The sequence below is a fragment of the Enterococcus malodoratus ATCC 43197 genome (genome assembly GCF_000407185.1).
Taxonomy (GTDB): Bacteria; Bacillota; Bacilli; order Lactobacillales; family Enterococcaceae; genus Enterococcus_A; species Enterococcus_A malodoratus.
Window position 1 is genome coordinate 132,884 of record NZ_KE136484.1, and the last position, 13,977, is coordinate 146,860.

General features: G+C 40.5%; 14 protein-coding genes. 8 read left to right on the top strand and 6 right to left on the bottom strand.

Features of this window, described 5'->3' with window-relative positions:
* Window positions 1-195 precede the first annotated feature (195 nt).
* The 3 genes from I585_RS21400 (at window position 196) to I585_RS21410 (ending at window position 2,917) form a co-directional block, all read left to right on the top strand.
* The gene (locus I585_RS21400) at window positions 196-1,362 is read left to right on the top strand and encodes a CapA family protein (protein ID WP_010741274.1); all 1,167 of its coding nucleotides are present in this window, start codon (window positions 196-198) and stop codon (window positions 1,360-1,362) included.
* Window positions 1,363-1,453: 91 nt separating this feature from the next.
* Window positions 1,454-2,422, top strand: a complete 969-nt coding sequence (locus tag I585_RS21405) for a helix-turn-helix transcriptional regulator (protein ID WP_010741273.1) — start codon at window positions 1,454-1,456, stop codon at window positions 2,420-2,422.
* A gap of 147 nt (window positions 2,423-2,569) precedes the next feature.
* Window positions 2,570-2,917: a bacteriocin immunity protein gene (locus tag I585_RS21410; RefSeq protein WP_010741272.1), complete on the top strand. Its 348-nt coding sequence runs from the start codon at window positions 2,570-2,572 to the stop codon at window positions 2,915-2,917.
* 96 nt (window positions 2,918-3,013) lie between these two features.
* On the opposite strand, the gene I585_RS21415 is transcribed toward I585_RS21410, so the two are convergent.
* The gene (locus I585_RS21415; RefSeq protein WP_010741271.1) at window positions 3,014-3,856 is read right to left on the bottom strand and encodes an aldo/keto reductase; all 843 of its coding nucleotides are present in this window, start codon (window positions 3,854-3,856) and stop codon (window positions 3,014-3,016) included.
* A gap of 223 nt (window positions 3,857-4,079) precedes the next feature.
* Between I585_RS21415 and I585_RS21420 the strand changes: the two genes are divergently transcribed.
* On the top strand, window positions 4,080-6,980 hold the full coding sequence (locus I585_RS21420) for a LysM peptidoglycan-binding domain-containing protein (RefSeq protein ID WP_010741270.1): 2,901 nt from the start codon (window positions 4,080-4,082) through the stop codon (window positions 6,978-6,980).
* Between the two features lie 47 nt (window positions 6,981-7,027).
* Here I585_RS21420 and I585_RS21425 read toward each other — a convergent pair whose 3' ends face one another.
* Window positions 7,028-7,561 carry a GNAT family N-acetyltransferase gene (locus I585_RS21425; protein WP_010741269.1) on the bottom strand — a complete coding sequence of 178 codons (534 nt, stop codon included), beginning with the start codon at window positions 7,559-7,561 and terminating at the stop codon, window positions 7,028-7,030.
* Window positions 7,562-7,690: 129 nt separating this feature from the next.
* Window positions 7,691-8,716 (bottom strand): LLM class flavin-dependent oxidoreductase, encoded by a 1,026-nt coding sequence (locus I585_RS21430; protein ID WP_010741268.1) that lies wholly within the window; start codon window positions 8,714-8,716, stop codon window positions 7,691-7,693.
* 245 nt (window positions 8,717-8,961) lie between these two features.
* Here I585_RS21430 and I585_RS21435 point away from each other — a divergent pair, with 245 nt between their 5' ends.
* On the top strand, window positions 8,962-9,879 hold the full coding sequence (locus I585_RS21435) for an agmatine deiminase family protein (RefSeq protein WP_010741267.1): 918 nt from the start codon (window positions 8,962-8,964) through the stop codon (window positions 9,877-9,879).
* Between the two features lie 71 nt (window positions 9,880-9,950).
* Here the strand turns inward: I585_RS21435 and I585_RS21440 are convergent, their stop codons facing one another.
* Window positions 9,951-10,382, bottom strand: a complete 432-nt coding sequence (locus tag I585_RS21440; RefSeq protein ID WP_010741266.1) for a hypothetical protein — start codon at window positions 10,380-10,382, stop codon at window positions 9,951-9,953.
* A gap of 224 nt (window positions 10,383-10,606) precedes the next feature.
* A complete protein-coding gene (locus tag I585_RS21445) occupies window positions 10,607-10,948 on the bottom strand; it encodes a winged helix-turn-helix transcriptional regulator (protein WP_010741265.1) in 342 nt (113 codons plus the stop codon).
* 131 nt (window positions 10,949-11,079) lie between these two features.
* On the opposite strand from I585_RS21445, the gene I585_RS21450 reads away from it, so the two are divergent.
* Entirely contained in the window at window positions 11,080-11,658 is a 579-nt protein-coding gene (locus tag I585_RS21450) for a flavin reductase family protein (RefSeq protein WP_010741264.1), read from the top strand.
* Between the two features lie 92 nt (window positions 11,659-11,750).
* Here the strand turns inward: I585_RS21450 and I585_RS21455 are convergent, their stop codons facing one another.
* On the bottom strand, window positions 11,751-12,305 hold the full coding sequence (locus tag I585_RS21455; RefSeq protein WP_010741263.1) for a hypothetical protein: 555 nt from the start codon (window positions 12,303-12,305) through the stop codon (window positions 11,751-11,753).
* 207 nt (window positions 12,306-12,512) lie between these two features.
* Here I585_RS21455 and I585_RS21460 point away from each other — a divergent pair, with 207 nt between their 5' ends.
* On the top strand, window positions 12,513-13,394 hold the full coding sequence (locus I585_RS21460) for a prenyltransferase/squalene oxidase repeat-containing protein (RefSeq protein ID WP_010741262.1): 882 nt from the start codon (window positions 12,513-12,515) through the stop codon (window positions 13,392-13,394).
* Between the two features lie 160 nt (window positions 13,395-13,554).
* Window positions 13,555-13,974: a MerR family transcriptional regulator gene (locus tag I585_RS21465; protein ID WP_010741261.1), complete on the top strand. Its 420-nt coding sequence runs from the start codon at window positions 13,555-13,557 to the stop codon at window positions 13,972-13,974.
* The last annotated feature ends 3 nt before the right edge of the window (window positions 13,975-13,977 follow it).

Here is a 13,977-nt window from a genome sequence, read left to right on the forward strand (position 1 = left end):
CTAAAATAGTAGGAATAGCAAGTAAAGAAACGCTTTTTAATGATTCTTTTTTTTAACAAAATCAATAAAAAAAGCATTTTAAATAACTATTCCCATCTTCAACAGATTAACGTAAACTATTTTGTGTAGAAGAAAATTGAAACGATCTGAAAGCCAATTGTTTGTTGCGAAGTCTAAACGAAGAGGAGTTAGCTTGTGAAAACATTTTTTAAAATGAGCCTGATCATTCTTTTATTTCTCAGTGGGTGTGGGAGTAAAGAACCAGAAAAAAGCACGAAGGATAAAACCTCAAAGACAACTGAAGAAGCATCAAAAGCAAAAGACGATACTTTAGTGAAACTGAATTTTTCTGCGGTAGGGGATAATTTGATCCATGACTATATTTACGATCATCTTAGGCAGCCAGATGGGACGTACCGTTTTGATGAAATGTACGAACCCACAAAGTATCTGAACAAAGACCGAGATGTTTCTTATATTAATCTGGAAACGATTTGTGCCGGGGAAGAATTAGGCCTATCAGGATATCCTACCTTTAACGGACCAACTCAAGTATTGGATTCTTTGCATACGGCGGGATTCAATTGGCTGTCCGCAGCCAGTAATCATACGATGGACAAAGGGGAAGACGGCATCGTTAAGCAGCTCGAATACTTAGAGAAGTATCCCGATATCACGGTAACAGGTTCGCAAAAATCGTCCGAGGCCAAGCGGATTCATGTGAAGAAAATCAAAGGTGTAAAGGTCGGAATGATTTCCTATACCTTTGGATTGAACGGTATTCCGCTGCCTGAGGGTAAAGAGTATTTAGTCAATCTGATCGATGAGGAACAGATAAAGCAAGACATGCAGGAATTAAATAAGCAGAGCGATGTTCAAATCGTCAGTATGCATTGGGGCGAAGAATATCAATTTGTTCCAGATGAAAACCAAACCCAGTTAGCGCAGCTCTTGAGTGACGCAGGGGTGGACGTGATCGTTGGCGGGCATCCTCATGTTATTCAGCCGATGGAGTATCTGACCGGTGAGTCTGGGAATCAAACTTTGGTGATGTACTCATTAGGGAATTTCATTTCTTCCCAAGCGGAGAACGATCGGATGCTTGGCGGCATGGGACGTTGGACGATCGATTATGATAAAAAGAAGAAGGACGTCAAGTTTGAACAGGTCGAATTTTGGCCGACGATTACTTATATCGGGGATAATTATCAAACCTATAAGACATATGCGTTAAAAGATTATACCGATGATTTAGCCAATCAGCATATGATCCATGTCAATCAAGGGCAAGATTTATCACGAGAATACTTTATCCAACGAACAAAAGAGATCATGAATGACAAAGTAAAACTCGTCTATTAAAAAATCGACCAGAAGATAGCAAGTCAAATCAAGCGGCAGCCTTTCTCGCTTCCTATAATGAATGTAGGGTAGTCGAAACGGGGGAAACAGAATGTATGAGTGGCAGAAACAGATTCAACAAATCGTGGATGAGATCGATCACTGTATCGAAGGCTATAATGATGAGGCCTTGACGTTGCGGCGGCTTTCCCGAAAGATGGGGTATTCCGAATTCTATACGACGCGAAAATTCAAAGAAATTTCCGGCATGCCATTTCGCGATTATTTGCGTCAACGGAAATTAGCCTTTGCTTTAAAGGAAGTTCGCGACAACGAAAAAAGTTTCTTGGATATTGCTTTTGATTATGGCTTTTCTTCGCATGAGGCCTTTACCCGCGCATTTAAAAGAATGTACGGAGTCGCGCCTAGTGAGTATCGAAAACAGCCGCGACCAGTCGTCCTTCGTACAAAAATCAACCCTTTTGACCGCTACTTTTTAGGATTAGGAGAGATTGGTATGGTGAAATCAACCGAAGATATCAAAACGTATTTTGTTACGATTCCGGCACACAAATTTTTGCACATCAAAAACAATGAAAGCAATGGGTATTGGGATTTTTGGCAGAAGCAAAGCCAGATTCCTGGGCAAGATTGCGATACGATCAGCGGATTATTGGATAGTATCAAAGGGAAATTAGATGACAAGGGCGGCAATAAGGCCGATAGCAGCAGTGGTCAAGCAATGGCCTACATCAGTGATCCGGATGGTCGTCTTTGTGATTGGGGCTTTTTACGATCGGAATGTTATGGTGTACGTTTGCCGATGGATTATCAGGGGGAAGTACCGGAACAAATGATTATGCTAGATGTTCCAGAAGCCGAATATCTGGTTTTTGAACACGGACCTTTCGATTATGAGCAGGAGAATCGCAGTGTCGAAGAAGAGGTAGAAAAAGCGATGAAGGATTTTGATTTTTCCGCTACGGACTATCATTACGATACGACACCGGGCCGAGTTATTTATTTCTATCATGATCCAGAACGCTTTTGGAAGTATGTAAGACCAGTAGTGAAAAAATAAAAGGAACAGCGGTGTTGGTTAAAAACTGACCCGCTGTTTTTATTGTTAAAAAAATTTTGTTAGGTGTAAACTAACCTTGGATAAAATAAAGAAGCAGTAAATCTTACGCCCGATTCAGTTTGCGAGCGTCAAAGGAAGTCTAGGAGAATGAAAGCAGCAGAAACAGACCCACGAAAACAGGCACAACAGTTGATCCACGATTTATACAATCGTTTGATCAAACGGGAAAATCCTCCTGAAACGGTGACGGATATCACCGATGTCTTATTACAAGTCTATCGCAAGCTAGACAATGAAAAGAATCCAGCGGCCTTGGTCAATCGGTTGGTCAACTACATTTATCGTGTCGGATTTGATAATAAAGTTCATTTTGATAAAGCAGAAGAGCAATTGATTATCGACCTCGGAACGATCTCAAATCGTGCCGGATTTAACGGTGTTTACCGCTCTGATGCAGGAAATAAAGCACAGTTTTATAGTGTGTTTGATCGCTAATAGTAAATGAAGAAGCTAGTCTGATGTTTGTCAGACTAGCTTCTTTTGTTAAAACCGCAACCTAAGTGAGTAGGTTGCGATTAAAACTTCGAATGGCTATTTTCTGCTCAATGTGCCCTTCAAAAATTCTTCGTCGTTAGGATCACCAGAGCCGCGTTGATTTTTATCAATCGCTGCGATGAGCTTCATTTCTTCGTCGGTCAAGGTGAAGTCAAAGACATCGATATTTTGCGCGATCCGTTCTGCGTGAACAGATTTTGGAATCACGATGATGTCACGTTGCAAGTGCCAACGCAAGATGACTTGAGCGACCGATTTGTTATGTGCTTCAGCGATTTTTGCCAAAGTCGGATCTTCCAACACATTGCTCTTACCTTGGCCAAGTGGCCCCCAAGCTTCATGAGCGATATCCATACTCTTCAAATAAGCATGCAGCTCTTTTTGTTGGAAGTACGGGTGTGTTTCAAGCTGGTCGACTGCTGGTTTGATTTTTGCGGTCGTCATCAATTTTTCGAGATGAGGTTGTTCAAAATTTGAAACCCCGATCGATTTGATCAAGCCGTCATTGTACAAGGTTTCCATTGCTCGCCATTTTTCGTTATAGCCTTCGCTTGGCCAGTGGATCAAGTAAAGATCCAAGTAATCTGTCTGCAATTTCTTCAATGATTCGTGGAAAGCCGCGATCGTTTCATCATAGGTCGTGTTGCTGTTCCAAACTTTTGACGTAATAAATAGATCCTCACGTTTCACATCGCTCTCAGCAAGCGCCTCGCCAAGCCACGCCTCATTGTGATAGATCGTTGCAGTATCAAAGTGACGATACCCGCTTTTCAATGCATCAGCTACTGAACGTTTCAAATCGTCTGCGTCTTGAACTTTAAAAACGCCTAATCCCAATTGCGGGATCATTTGACCATTGTTTAATCTCAACTGTTCCATTAAGAAAAACCTCCTAATATAGTAGTTACATCTAAAAGTATAACGCTAGATGGACTATATCGTAATAATTTTGCTTTGCTAACGCAATGTTTTTTCATTAATTCAAAAAGTGAATATTTTTTTTATTTTTAGAAAAATCTGTTTTTACAAACAGGTAGAATTGAAAAATAACAAAAGTTATAATATTGGTGTTCGTATTATCAAAAAAGAATGGAGTAGTGCGATGGGAAAATTCGGAATGAATCGTTTGCGTGATAATGTAGAACAAAAATATCGAGCGAAAAGGTACAAATTATGGAAAAATGGAATTTTTAAAGGATTACTTTTGTCCATTTTACTACTGGGCTGTGCCATCCTTTTTAGTCCTGAGAACGTTCAATCCGCGGTTTGGCAGGCCAATTCTGTGGAGACGATCAAAGCAAAAATGCAAGTGGGCAAGAATTCTTATACCTTTGAAGCAGGCGATACGTTTTACAATATCGGGTTGGCAGTAAATGTGAAATGGCAGACGCTAATGGCACTGAATGGTTTTGAAGAAGGCAGTCAGTATACCGTCCCTGTTGGAACAACGATCAAATTTGATGGTTCAAAGATTACAGTAACGGACCAAAATGGAAACGCTATCAACGAGAAGGAACTTACCGAGGCAGATAAGATCGATCCCTCAAAACCTTTTGCCAATCAATCGTCGAATTCTTCTCAAAATGGCGAAAAAACTACGAGTGTGACACCAGCCGAAACACAAAAGACCCAAACGAACCGAGTGGAAAAGTCCTCAATGGTAACTGTTAAGGGTGAAGTGGAAGCTAATCAAGCAGAGACGCCAATCGATAAAGCACAGGCCGAAAAAGAAAAACAGGCGGCAGAAGCAGAACGAGAACAGGCTGAAAGCGAAAAACAAACAGCCGAAAAAGAACGGCAGGAAGCGAAACGATTAAAACAAGAGGCAGAGCAAAAACTGACAGAGGCGTTAAACAAAGAAAATACGGAATTCTATGCCGAGCTGCAAGCAAAACAAACGGCTGCGACCACCAAGGTGACAGAAGCGCAAGCCAATTATGACGGACTCACTGCACAACTAGCAGTTGTCGAGCAAAATGTCGCGGCTGCTGCAACAGCTCAACAATCCGCACAAACTGCATTAACGACAGCGCAAACAGCAATCAATTCAGCGACTGCAAATCAAACAACCGCGCAGCAGCGGGTGAATGATGTCAGCGCACAGATATCCACTTTGCAGAGCCAAGCAGGAAGTGATGCGGCCATCCAAGCACAGCTTGAACAATTGAACCAACAGCTTGCCGCAGCGCAAGGAGAGTTGAATGCGTACGGAGCACAAGTAGCCGCTGCACAGCAAAGCGTTAATACTGCACAAGCCGCTTATAGCAAGGCAGAGGCCACGTTGAATTCTGGTGTCGCTGAAAAAGCATCGATTGAGCGCGCTATTGGACAGGCGCAGCTCACTCTAACAGCAGCACAACAAGAATTAGCCAATTTGCCTCAGTCATCAACCGCAGCAACTAGTGATGAAGCGAAAAAAATTCAAGCAGAGCTGTCTCAATGCAATGATCGCCTCACTGCATTAGAGGAGCAGATCAGCAGTTTAGCAAATAAAATCCAAGCTCTCGACAATCGTATCGCTGAGTTAGATCAGCTCATTCAAGGAGTTACAAATGAGGCGAAAACTGTCGAAGCAGAAGGAAAAGAGGCAGAGAATTCCACAGCAGATACCAATCAGCATGTCGATAAAGCAAACGGTACAGCCACAGAGGTTGAAAATAAGTTGCCGCATATTCCTGCTAATGTGGATATGCATGTCACAATTCTGATGGATGACGAAGGAAATACAATAACTGATACCACTGGCTATGCGAAAGTCTCTGAATCAGCACCAGAAAAGACGGTCGAAACACTACCAAACGGCGATACAATCACGACGTATACAACAACAGTGACGTACCACAAAATAGTGAACAAAGATAAAGAAGTGATCAACAATGTCGATGAAGCTGGAAATCCTTTGACTAATTTAGAAGGCTATTTCAAAATCAACGAATCAGCACCAGAAAAGACGATTGAAACATTACCGAATGGCGACACGATCACGACGTATACGACAACAGTAACGTATCACAAAATAGTGAACAAAGATGAGAAAGTGATCAACAACATCGATGAAGCCGGCAATGTTCTGACTAATTTAGACGGCTATTTCAAGATCGCCGAATCAGTGCCAGAAAAGACGATCGAAACCTTATCGAATGGCGACACAATCACGACGTATACGACAACAATGACATACCACAAAATAGTGAACAAAGATGAAGAGGTGATCAAAAACGTTGATCAGTCAGGAAAAGAATTAACTGATCTGACAGGCTATGAAAAAGTTTCCGAATCGCAACCGGTGAAGACGGTCGAAAGATTATCGAATGGTGATACAATCACGACGTATACGACGACTGTTACCTATAAGAAAATCGTAGATCCAATCATTGAAGCAATCAAATCCGCGGATGATGCTGAACTCAAAACAATCAAGGAACAGATAGTAACCGACAATACCAGAGTGACCGTGGAACAGGCGGATAAATTGGTCAATGTTGAGTTTTCAAAAGAAGTAGCGAAGCATTTTGAGAGACTAGTTCAGGAAGAACAGACCAAATATAAAGAGAAACTAGTCAGCAATACCAAGGATGAAGCGGCTTATCGCGAAATTGCGGAACGGGCAGTCGAAGTCATGTATAAATTCTCTCATACCCGTCCAAGTAATTTGGCTAGTGATGGAACCTATGTGGTAGAGCGGGAAGTGGGTTCTCAAAAGATGGGATTCTTTAGCGAAAATAATACTTATGTATACATTGAGAAATCCGCGGTCAATGGCAACTCTGCACTCCTTGCGCAATTAATTGCTCAGCAGATGTTTAATCAATACATTGAAGGTGAACGAGAAGCTGGCCGAGCGAATGACTACACAAAAGGTGGGCACTATATGAATATCATCATGTCTGGCCATACTGATATGGCTCTTGCTGTATTTATCATGGATGATGAGGATTATCCAGATCGATACTATAAAGTAGCGAATACCGTAAGCACGGGTTATGTTTCAATTGTAAAATAAACTAAAAAAGAAGCTGATCTGATTTTTCTCAGATCAGCTTCTTTTCGTTACTGACGAAGAAGAGAGTAGATGCATTGATCAACGACGCCGCGATTATTTTTGCCTCTTTGTCTAAGCACCCCTTCAAAAACAAAACCGCATTTAGTCAAAACCGATCCAGAGTTTTTATTTTCAGCATCATGGAAAGCTTCCAGTCGATTGACCGATGTTGTCTCGAATAAAAAATCGATTATTGCTGATAATGCTTCGGAGGTGTAGCCTTGATGCCACCAATTTTGTCCAATTACATACCCGATCGCCATTGTCTGGATCTCTTTATAATCGTCCACGACAGAAATTGAACCGATCAATTGTCGCGACTCCTTAAGCTCAATTCCCCAGCAAAAAGTATCGTGAGTCTGATACTCATGTTCGATAGTTTTCAAATAAGCAGAAACGTCTTCCAGCTTTTGATACGGTTTCCAAGGCAGGTATTTTGTCGCTGCCGGATCAGACGCCCAATTGTTGAACATCTGGCGGCTGTCATCGACAGTCAACTTCCGCAAAATCAATCTGTCAGTAACGAGTTGTTCAGTCCCCATTTTTCCACGACCCTTCGATTCAAATCTGCTATTTTTTATAAATTCTATCATATTATTCGTGGGAAATAATCCGGAGCGGTCAAAAAGAAAAGCTAACCTGCGCGCAGGTTAGCTTGATTCTTCTAGTATCTATCTCCAGCCCAAATCAGGGGCGACATCTTTTACGATGCTTTCAAGTAGATGCATATTGTACTCTACACCCAAAGTATTCGGAATCGTGACTAGTACGGTATCCGCTTCTTTGATTGCTTCGTCTTCCGCTAATTCCTTGACGATCTTATCTGGTTCGCCGGCAAAGGTTTTGCCGAAGATCGTTGGGTTTTGGTGATATGCTAGGAAACCAACTTGATCGTAGTTGGCATCGTCGCCTTGATGCCCGAACAATTGACGATCCAAGTCGGAAGTGATTGGTTGGATCGAACGGGTTACCAAAGTCCGCGGTTCGAAGTCGTGACCGGCTTCCTTCCACGCTTCTTTATAGGCGCGTAATTGTTTCGCTTGTTGGACATGGAACGGTTCGTTCGTTTCGTAGTTCACCAAAGTTGATGACTGCAAGTTCATTCCATGTTGAGCCGCCCAGACCGCTGTTCGGGTTGAACCAGCTCCCCACCAGATACGTTGACGCAATCCTTCTGAATAAGGTTCCAAACGTAGTTTCCCAGGTGCTTGCGGAAACATTGGTTGCGGATTTTGTTCAGCGAAACGTCCGCCTTCGATCAGTTTCAAGAATTCCAATGTCCGTTCACGAGTGATATCTTTGATTTCATCCTCGCTGTAGTCATAGCCAAAATATTTCCAGCCATCTAGTACTTGTTCGGGTGAACCACGGCCCACGCCCAACTGCACTCTTCCTTGAGTAATAATATCTGTCAGACCAGCATTTTCCGCCATCATATAAGGATTTTCGTAACGCATATCGATCAAACCAGTCCCGATCTCGATCTTGCTGGTTTTTGCGCCGATTGCTGAAAGTAATGGGAATGGGGAACCAATTTGATCCGCAAAATGATGCACGCGGTAATAGGCGCCGTCGATCCCGATCTTTTCTGCTTCGACCGCTAACTCAATCGATTGCAAATACGAATCTTTTGCTGTTTTAACAATTGACCCTTGGTCCATCCAATGACCAAAACTCAAAAAGCCGATTTTTTTCACGATGAATGACCTCCTCAACTCTTCGTAAAACACTTACTTTTAATAAGTTAAGTTGATTCTACTACTTTCTTTTTTTAAAAGCGAATAATTGTTCTCGGAGATTTTTATATAAATAATTTAAATAAAATATATTCGAAACCTGTCAAGAGGCAGTTTCTATTGTCGCGGCGGGGTTATATTTTTTATTAATTATTATAACTAAAAGGGCATGTATACTAGCTACGAAATGAGAGGAGTGTTCCAAGATGAAAAAAATACTGACACTGTTTTTTATGGGTGGTCTATTTTTTCCAATTACAGGCTGCGCCAATACTCGGGAAACGATTTTTACCGGCTATCCCGATCGCGTGGATACGTACTACAAACCATTTATGAAGGATATAAAGCAATTCAGAAAAGATATGAACAGCATAAAAATTGGTTATGGGGATATCTGGATTAGGGATGTTGCCCCAGTGGTGACTGACCGGTTAGTGAAATTCAATTACTCGCCTGATTATTTGCCAAAGAAACAAAGCAAAAAGATCCAAGCCCGTTTTCAAGATTGGCTTAAGGAAAACGAGTTTGACTATAAACAATCTGATATCGTGTTAGATGGCGGAAACTTTATTTACAATGGGAAGAAAACGGTGATTATTACTAAGAGGATCTTGAAGGATAATCCTGAGTACAGCCAAGAGTCATTAGTCAATAAACTCAAGGAATTATTGAACGTCGACAAAGTCATTCTGATAGATGAAGAGCCTGGTGATGTATTGGGCCATGCGGATGGCCAGGTTCATTTTATTCAATCAAATGTCCTATTTATCGGTGGTTTTGAAGGCAAGGAGACGGTGAGGCAGCAAATCAAACAGGCCGCGCCTGAAATAAAAATCATTGATCTGCCATCCAATTATCAAGCAGAAGGCCAATACGATGAGACGATCCCATCAGCCAAGGGACTTTATGTCAATATGATGGAAACCGAAAACGATATTTATGTACCGAAATATGGTCTTAAATCAGATCAGAAAATCATCGATACGGTGTCAAAATATACTAAAAAGAAGATTCATTCAGTGGATGTCAGCGAACTTTCTACGTTAGGAGGATCGATCAACTGTCTGACCTGGTATTGCCCAGCAGAACTTTTACCCCAAAAGGTTGCGGGTGAATCCGAGTAGTATAAATGTCTGGCTTAAATGAAAGACAGAAATCATGCAAAAAAGAGTGCCGCAGCACTCTTTCGTTTTATTTATGAACTAACTTTTTCACTGAGTATTTTTTTATTTTCTGCGTCATTGGTCACACGAGCACCGATTTTTACTTCCCCATTGTAATTATGATCACTGTCATAGATGGTGCTAGGGGATACTTGGCAAGTCAAATCGCGATTGCAATGGTATTGAAGAGTATTTCTAGAAGACCAATAAGGAATATCTACATGGAATTCAAAAGAGCCCAATGAATTCTGTTTGTCTGTTCCTTGCGCGACTAAGCTGATCTTGAATTCAGGACCTAAGGGTTTCCCTGATGGAGTAAATATTTCGTAAACGCCTTCATTTTTTGCAGGGATGATTTCTGGAAAGGATACGATTGAATTTCCATTGTAAATGTATTTACTAGCCAATTTTAAGTCTTGATTCGTAGTATTAATAACGGTCAATCTAGCAGTCCATTTTGGCATGATATATGCTCCTTTTAGGTTTAATGGTATCAAGAACGGGCCCGAACTTTAATACATATTAAGCATAGCATGTCGATAGAAAATTAGAAAATCAAACACTAGTTATTGTTTATTATAATTAATTGAAAAGAAATATATATATTATTGGTTATAAAAAAGCTTAGTTATCATTAACAAATAGTATAAAGACGAAGAAATCAAATCGTCATGATCGAAAACTTTTTTTATAAAGATTCCACCCGATTATTCTCGCCCCAGATACACATTTGATCCAACACACCCATAAGCGATTTTCCCCGTTCTGTTAGGGAGTACTCTACTTTAGGCGGGATTTGTGGGTAGATGACTTTTTTGATTAATCCATCGGCTTGTAATTCTTTTAACTTTTGGCTCAGTGTTTTATCTGAAATAATTTTGAGATAGCGCTGAAGCTCATTGAAACGGACAACAGTATATTCCTCTAAACAATACAGGATAGTCATCTTGTATTTGCCTTCGATCAGCGACATTGTATAGCTGAAACCTGTTTCTTCGAACTTGGCATCACGAATACATTTGTTACTCATATAAACACCTTGCTTTCTTCTGGGTAAGTTACTTACAAAAATATCGGTACTTGATTATCATCTAGTTTGTTAATACCATAACAATATAGATGAACGATGTCTAGAACGATTTTATAAGGAGGAGTTTTGGTATGAAAAAAGAACTTGGCGTACACCCGTATCTGTTTCCTATGCCTGTTTTGATGATTTCCACTTATGGTGAGGACGACGTTGTAAATGTAATGAATATGGCTTGGGGTGGGATGTGCGGGGAGAACATGGTCGCGCTCAATATTACGAAAACCCATAAAACGGCAGAGAACATTCGGCAAAGAGGCGCGTTTACCCTTAGCATTGCAGATATTCCGCATCTGGAAGAAGCCGATTTTTTTGGAATGGTTTCGGGAAATAAGATCGTCGATAAATTCGAACGCAGCGGATTGCATGCTGTAAAGAGCGACAAGGTAGATGCTCCGGTGGTAGAGGAATTCCCGCTCACATTGGAGTGCAAGGTTGTAAAAATTCAAGATGACGAATTCGGATATCGGGTAATCGGTGAAGTGCTCAATGTCCTGGCTGATGAAGAAGTGCTGAACGAAAAAGGCAAGATTGATCCTACTAAATTGAATGCTTTTGCATTTGATCAATTCCAAAACGGGTATTATGCGATTGGTGAAAAAGTTGGTCAGGCATGGAGAAGCGGTGCAAAAATGGTACGAGACGCTAAATAGTTAGCAGCCAGAAAAACATATGAAATCAATTAGAAAAAGCTTTCTGACAACCTGTTTTCGGATGTCAGAAGGCTTATTTTTAATGCCTGAAATCAAATGAAACTCTCCAAAAATTCTGTCGCCACGCGGTCAAAGGATTCGTCGTAGTCGATCACTAATTGTTTTAAGGGTTCGATCTGACTGACTTTTTTCCCTTGGCTTTGAACCTCCAGCAATAATTCTTCTCCGTTTAAACGGAAGTCGACAAATACTTCATCATCGATATTCGTTTCTAAATAATCGATCATTGATTCGAAATAACCTTCGGATAGCGGGTCAGCAACTTCCATCAATACATGATCCAGCAGTTTTTCAACTTCAGGGTTTTTATATAGAAGAAAATGTTTGCTGACAAAGGCGGAGTCATAGATATTCTCAATCTTGAAATCTAAAAATTGCAGATAATCTTCGACCTCACCGATCTTTTCTAATGTATCGAATACATTGCGTAAGATCCGTAATAGTGCGGCATCAAGGATTTCATCAAGGTTTTCTTTCGGATAATAGCTCTCGATTTTTTCCTCTTCCTCAAAAAAACTCGCTTGTACTTTCTCAAAATAACCGCCGCCGGGCTGATCTTCGACGAAAAAGCTTACTTGCATTCCCATTCTGTTCACCTCATTGATTCAATAAATAGTGAGACCTCCAAAACGGGGAGGTCGGCTTTGATTATTAGTCTAGCATAAGAACGTCTGCATGACGTTTTGGCGAATTGGAATATATAGAAATTAATAGCAGAACTATTATGGCTTTTATCGCGCTCAATTTGAGATAATAAAAGAAATGATGTTTAAGCAGGAGAGGAGCTTGGCGAAATGGATAATTTTTCTACATGGGTGTCTGATCAAGATATCAGTATTCAATATTTGTATACAAAATATTTGAAGCAGAACCCTGATGTTGAACTTCAAAAGCGAATTGCTCTAGAAGGGTACGGAAAGTACTTGTTGTCTCAACAAAAATCTGATGGTCATTGGGGAAAGTATTACTATCAACCTAAATGGACTTCGACCCATTACACGTTGTTGCAATTAAAAGATTGCGGAGTTTCCCCGGATACTTCTGCTTGTAGAAATATTTTGTATAGTATGTTTGAAGAATGCCAGTTGCCAGAGGGTGGTTTGAACTTAGCGAAATCGGATATGAAGAGTGATATCTGTGTGGATGGGATGATTCTAAATTATGCTAGCTATTTTCTTCCTGAATATGAAAAACTGGAGCCGCTTGTTGCCTCGATTTTACAAAAACAAAAATCGGATGGCGGTTTTACTTGGTATGATCAAAATGAGGGCGATCCACATTCAACCATCTGTGTTCTTGAAGGCCTGCGATCATTTTTAGCGTCGACAAAAGATGAAGCTCTAAAGTCTAAAGTAAAAGCCGCTATTCAAAGAGGAATTGATTATTTCTATCAACATCAGCTTTTTTTAGAGGAGAAGAAGTATCAAAAATTAACTTATCCATTTCGCTACTTCTATAGCATTTTTCGCTTTCTATTATTTGCGGCCGATCTAGGTCTAGAAGTCAATGACTCGATTAGTGAAGGGCTAAAATTGCTTTCTAAGAAGGAAAAAAACGGTTTTTTTACATTGGAAAAATTATACAAAGGCCAAACCTTTATTGATTTCTCAAAAGTGGGAGAGATTGATCCGTTTCTCTCAATTTATGGGAACTATATTTTTGCTCAATTAAAGTAAAAAAATAGATAATACAAATACAGCAAAATAGCCGAAACCTTGAGTACTCAGGTTTCGGCTATTTTTGTAGATTATTCCCAATATTTTTTGAGCAAAGTTTCTTGCCTTAGAGTTCACTCCATGGTTTATGATGATTTATATAAACGAGGAGGCAGGATCGATGAACATTAAAAAAGCAGCAGAGATGTTTGATTTATCCGTGGATACGTTGCGTTATTACGAACGGGTCGGAGTTATACCGCCAGTCGGCAGAAATGCCAGCGGTTATCGGGAGTATACGACCAATGATTTAAATTGGATTTATTTGGCGAAGAGCTTGCGCGGTGCCGGGTTATCGGTTGAATCTCTGATTGAATTTGCGCAGCTGGCGCAATTGCGGGGAAAAGAAAGTGTTGAAGAAGCTCAAAAACAAATTTTGTCCGATCAATTGGAAGAGCTGGATCAGAAAATGGCAGAAATCCAAGATGTCAGAGAATTGCTGGCTTATAAAATCGAAACCTATGACGATCATATCGCGAAATTTAAGGCAGGCGAGATGACACCAGATAAAGTAGAAAAATTATGGGAAAGAAAAAAATAAAAC

What these genes read in the sequence shown, in the direction of transcription:
- I585_RS21405 (WP_010741273.1), top strand. Translation starts at nt 1,454, where the DNA reads ATGTATGAGTGGCAGAAACAGATTCAACAAATCGTGGATGAGATCGAT.
- I585_RS21410 (WP_010741272.1), top strand. Translation starts at nt 2,570, where the DNA reads ATGAAAGCAGCAGAAACAGACCCACGAAAACAGGCACAACAGTTGATC.
- I585_RS21415 (WP_010741271.1), bottom strand. Translation starts at nt 3,856, where the DNA reads ATGGAACAGTTGAGATTAAACAATGGTCAAATGATCCCGCAATTGGGA.
- I585_RS21420 (WP_010741270.1), top strand. Translation starts at nt 4,080, where the DNA reads ATGGGAAAATTCGGAATGAATCGTTTGCGTGATAATGTAGAACAAAAA.
- I585_RS21425 (WP_010741269.1), bottom strand. Translation starts at nt 7,561, where the DNA reads ATGGGGACTGAACAACTCGTTACTGACAGATTGATTTTGCGGAAGTTG.
- I585_RS21435 (WP_010741267.1), top strand. Translation starts at nt 8,962, where the DNA reads ATGAAAAAAATACTGACACTGTTTTTTATGGGTGGTCTATTTTTTCCA.
- I585_RS21440 (WP_010741266.1), bottom strand. Translation starts at nt 10,382, where the DNA reads ATGCCAAAATGGACTGCTAGATTGACCGTTATTAATACTACGAATCAA.
- I585_RS21445 (WP_010741265.1), bottom strand. Translation starts at nt 10,948, where the DNA reads ATGAGTAACAAATGTATTCGTGATGCCAAGTTCGAAGAAACAGGTTTC.
- I585_RS21450 (WP_010741264.1), top strand. Translation starts at nt 11,080, where the DNA reads ATGAAAAAAGAACTTGGCGTACACCCGTATCTGTTTCCTATGCCTGTT.
- I585_RS21455 (WP_010741263.1), bottom strand. Translation starts at nt 12,305, where the DNA reads ATGGGAATGCAAGTAAGCTTTTTCGTCGAAGATCAGCCCGGCGGCGGT.
- I585_RS21460 (WP_010741262.1), top strand. Translation starts at nt 12,513, where the DNA reads ATGGATAATTTTTCTACATGGGTGTCTGATCAAGATATCAGTATTCAA.
- I585_RS21465 (WP_010741261.1), top strand. Translation starts at nt 13,555, where the DNA reads ATGAACATTAAAAAAGCAGCAGAGATGTTTGATTTATCCGTGGATACG.